Source organism: Desulfuromonadales bacterium (assembly GCA_035620395.1).
GTDB lineage: Bacteria > Desulfobacterota > Desulfuromonadia > Desulfuromonadales > DASPGW01 > DASPGW01.
Genome location: DASPGW010000239.1, coordinates 1 through 3,914, shown reverse-complemented (window position 1 = coordinate 3,914; position 3,914 = coordinate 1). Strand labels below are relative to the sequence as shown.

At 64.5% G+C, this 3,914-nt stretch carries 3 protein-coding genes; 2 read left to right on the top strand and 1 reads right to left on the bottom strand.

The features are described from left to right. Positions 1-1,328, top strand: a 1,328-nt coding sequence (locus VD811_13250; protein HXV21948.1) for a hypothetical protein, incomplete at its 5' end; no start/stop codon positions are given. A 31-nt stretch (positions 1,329-1,359) separates the two neighbouring features. On the opposite strand, the gene VD811_13245 is transcribed toward VD811_13250, so the two are convergent. After that, positions 1,360-3,177, bottom strand: a complete 1,818-nt coding sequence (locus VD811_13245) for an acyl-CoA dehydrogenase family protein (GenBank protein ID HXV21947.1) — start codon at positions 3,175-3,177, stop codon at positions 1,360-1,362. A 190-nt stretch (positions 3,178-3,367) separates the two neighbouring features. Between VD811_13245 and VD811_13240 the strand changes: the two genes are divergently transcribed. Then, a partial coding sequence (locus VD811_13240) for a sulfite exporter TauE/SafE family protein (protein HXV21946.1) occupies positions 3,368-3,914 on the top strand: 547 nt, incomplete at its 3' end.

Below are 3,914 nucleotides of genomic sequence, written 5' to 3'. Positions count from 1 at the left end.
ACAACCTGTATGCTTGGCGTCCCAAGGAACAGAGTCTCCACCAGGTCACCAACCTGCTGGGCGGCGCCTTCTCCCCGGCCGTTTCCCCGGCCGGCGACACGCTTTTTCTGACAGCCTATGGTGCCGCGGGATTCGACCTTGCCGCCATGCCCCTTGACTCCGGTCAGTGGTGGCAGATAGAACCGCGTGCGGTCGCTTCCAACGAATCAGGAGAAAAATCGGAAGCTGTCCCTGCAGAGCTTGCCGCGCGCGTCTATGCACCCGGCGACACGCTGCTCCCCCGGTACTGGTTTCCCTGGCTGGGTTCGGATGAGGACGGCCTGCAGCTCGGCGCCATTACCTCCGGCCATGATCCGATCGAGCGGCACCGCTATGCCGCCACGGTTCTGTACGGCACGCAGACCCGGCGACCGGCGTACAGTCTGCTCTACCAGTACGACGGCCTCTACCCCACCGTGGAGGTATTTGCCTCCGATCAGGCGATCTTTTATGACGACTTTTTCCGCCCGCCGGGTCGCCCGGAGGTGAATTTCTGGGAGCGGCGGCGCGGCGCCGGGATCAACCTGGTTTGCCCTTTCCCGGGATTTTGGGCTCGGCACTTTCTGATTCCGGGCTATCGTTTTCAGCGGTTTGACGGGCTGACCGCCCCGCCGGCCGGCGAACCGCAACTGGACGAAGGAAAGCTCTCTGGAATCCGCCTCAGTTACCGCTTCGACAATACCGTCCGCCCGCCCCGGGCGATCAGTCCGGAGGACGGCCGCCGGACGGAAATCGCCGTCCAGAGGGACGATTCCCTGCTGGGGAGCGATTTTTCCCTGACCCGGTTCACGCTCGACTGGCATGAATTCATCGACATTCCCCGGCTTCGTCATCACAATCTGGCTATCCGCCTGTTTGGCGGGACCGCTACCGGCGATCGACTCGACCAGCGCGCTTTCCGGATCGGCGGGGATCCGGCGGGTGACCTGCTGCAGGGAGTCGACAGCGAATTCCTGCCGCTGCGGGGCTACCCGAGCAATTCTTTTCGCGGGCAGAAAGTCGTCCTCGCCAGCGGCGAATATCGTTTTCCGGTCTTGAATATCGAAAACGGCGCCGGGAACGGTCCCATTTACCTGCGCCGCCTGCACGGGGCCGTCTTCTATGAAGGGGCAAGCGCTTTCGACCAGAGCTTTCATCGGGATGAAATGCGGACTTCCGCCGGACTGGAGGCGAGACTTGATGCCGATCTCGGTTATGTGGTGCCGGTGACCCTTCGCTTCGTCGTCGTCAGGGGCTTCGATGAAGATGGCGAAGACCAGGCGTACTTCTCGCTGTGGTTCCGGTTGTGAGCAAGAATCGTGCGGACACGCGGTTCCGCCCCTACCGCCAACTGCAGAAAATGTTCTCCTCCAGCCAGGGGTATTTCCCGTCCAGCACCTCCCGGGCCAAGGCGTAGGCCCTGCCGTCGTCGTTGCGCCAGAGTCCCCGGCGCAAGGCGCTGATCCGCCGCCTTGCCTGCCGGCAGAAGAGATCGGCAAGTTCCGGCGCTCCGACCGGCGCCTGGGGACTGGCGGCCCGCGACAGAACAGCCGCCATGGCGAAGAGTTCCACCCCCACGTCGACCAGGCGCGCCAGCAATAGCTGTCTTTTCTGCAACCCCTGACCGTGACGCACCATCATGTGAAAAAGATCCCTTGCCAGCCGGCGGGCAGCACTTTCGAGATAACGCCGGTGCCCCTTGAGTGCATCAGGCACCGCCACGTCCGAGGAGGCCGTAAGGCGGGGCAGAAGCAGCGCCGGATACCAGCGGGAGTAGAATTTGAGCGACCTGCCGAGGTCCAGCTTGCTGGAAAGCGCCGTGATGCCGGTCGCCTTGAGATGGGGATCGAGCGCCTCGCGGGCGATGAAGAGGCGCAGGATCTCGCTCGTTCCCTCGCCGATCAGGTAGAGGCGGGCATCGCGCAGCATCCGTTCGACCGGCATCGGCGCCTCCCCCCGGGCGCGCAGGCTGTCGGCCGTCTCGTAGCCGCGGCCGCCGCGCACCTGCAGGGTCTCGTCGAGGGCCCGCCACATCGCCTCGGTGCAGAACAGCTTGTCCGCCGCCGCCTCCAGGCGGATGTCCGTCTCTCCCTGGTCGGCCATGGCGGCGGCCAGCCACGCCAGGCTGTCCACAGCGAAGCTGTCAGCGGCGATGCGGGCAATCTTGGCCGCCACCGCCTCATGGTGCCCTATCGGCGCACCCCACTGACGCCGCTCAATCCCCCAGCTGCGGCAGATGGCCAGGGACTGTTTCATGACCCCGCCGCAAAAGGCCGGGATCGACAATCGACCGACATTGAGGGTACGCAGGGCCAGCCGCAGCCCTTCGCCGACGCCAACCAGGACGTTCTCACTGGGGACCCGGACATCCTTGAAAGACAACAGCCCGTTCTGAATCCCCTTGAGGCCCATGAAATCGCAGCGGTGCTCGGTTTTCAAGCCGGGAGAATTCCCTTCGACGATAAAGGCGGTGATCTCGGGGCGCGCCGCCTGCGGATCGTTGGTCCGCGCCGTCACTATGAGAAGTTCGGCAATCGGGCCGTTGGTGGTCCAGAGCTTTCGGCCGTTGATGACCCAGCCCGAGCCGTCTTCGGTGGGAGTGGCCGTGGTCGTCATCTGCGAGGGGTCGGAGCCGGCCCCCGGTTCGGTCAGGGCGAAGGCGCTGATCGCCCCGGCGCTCAGCCGCGGCAGGAAGCGCTGCTTCTGTTCGTCGGTGCCGAACATCTTGAGCGGCTGCGACACCCCGATGCTCTGATGCACCGACAGCAGCAACGCCGTGGAGCCGCAGTGACTGGCGACGAGATGGAGGATGCGGTTGTAGTTGACCTGGGAGAGGCCCAGCCCGCCGTACTCCCGGGGGATCTTGATGCCGAAGAGGCCGAGCTGCTTCAGCCCGTCGATTACCTCCCGGGGGACCTCCTTTTCACGGTCGATCCGGTCGGCATCCACGTGTTCGCGCAGGAAGGCTTCCAGCTTCGCCAGCACCGCATCGCCGGCCGCCTTTTCGGCCGGGTCCTGCTCGGGCCAGGGGAAGATGAGGTCGGACCGCAGCCGCCCCATGAAGAGTTCGCCGAGAAAACTCGGCCGCCGCCATTCGGCTTCCCTGGCCGCCTCGGCGACGGCCAAGGCGCTTTTCTCGTCGGCACCCGCTCCGCGCATGCACATCTCCTTTCTCGCTACCCTCCCTCATAAAAGATAGCAGGCATTTGCCGGACTGCCTTTGAAATCGCGCTCCGGAGGAGAGGAAAATCCGTCCGGATGTCCGCAGCTTGCCTCTTCAACGCGCGCCGGCTTTGTGCTATAAGTACTTGCTGCTTCTGTCGCGCATCCTTTCCCTGGAGAATCATCCGTGACCTACTGGCTTCTCTATCTGTCCACCGGCGCCTTCGCCGGCATCCTCGCCGGGCTGCTCGGAGTCGGCGGCGGGCTGATCATCGTCCCCCTGCTCACCTTCGTCTTCACTGCCCAGCACCTGCCGGACACCTACATTCTCCACCTCGCCCTCGGCACCTCCCTGGCCAGCATCATGTTCACCTCGGTGTCCAGCTTCCGCGCCCACCACGCGCGGGGCGCCGTCGACTGGCAGGTGGTCAGAACCATTTCGGTCGGCATCTTGACCGGCACGCTCTTCGGCTCCTGGGTGGCGGCGCAGTTGACCACGAATTTTCTCAAGGGCTTTTTCATCCTCTTTCTCTACTACGTGGCCCTGCAGATGCTCCTCAACATCCGTCCGAAACCGTCGCGCACTCTGCCGGGAAGCGGCGGCATGTTCGGCGTCGGCAATGTCATCGGCGGCGTCTCCAGTCTGGTGGGGATCGGCGGCGGCAGCCTGTCCGTTCCCTTCCTCACCTGGTGCAATCTGCCAATGCACAACGCCGTCGGCACTTCGGCCGCCA

Bases quoted from the DNA above. Each gene is read 5' to 3' on its own strand.
- VD811_13245 (HXV21947.1), bottom strand. From the start codon at position 3,177: ATGCGCGGAGCGGGTGCCGACGAGAAAAGCGCCTTGGCCGTCGCCGAG.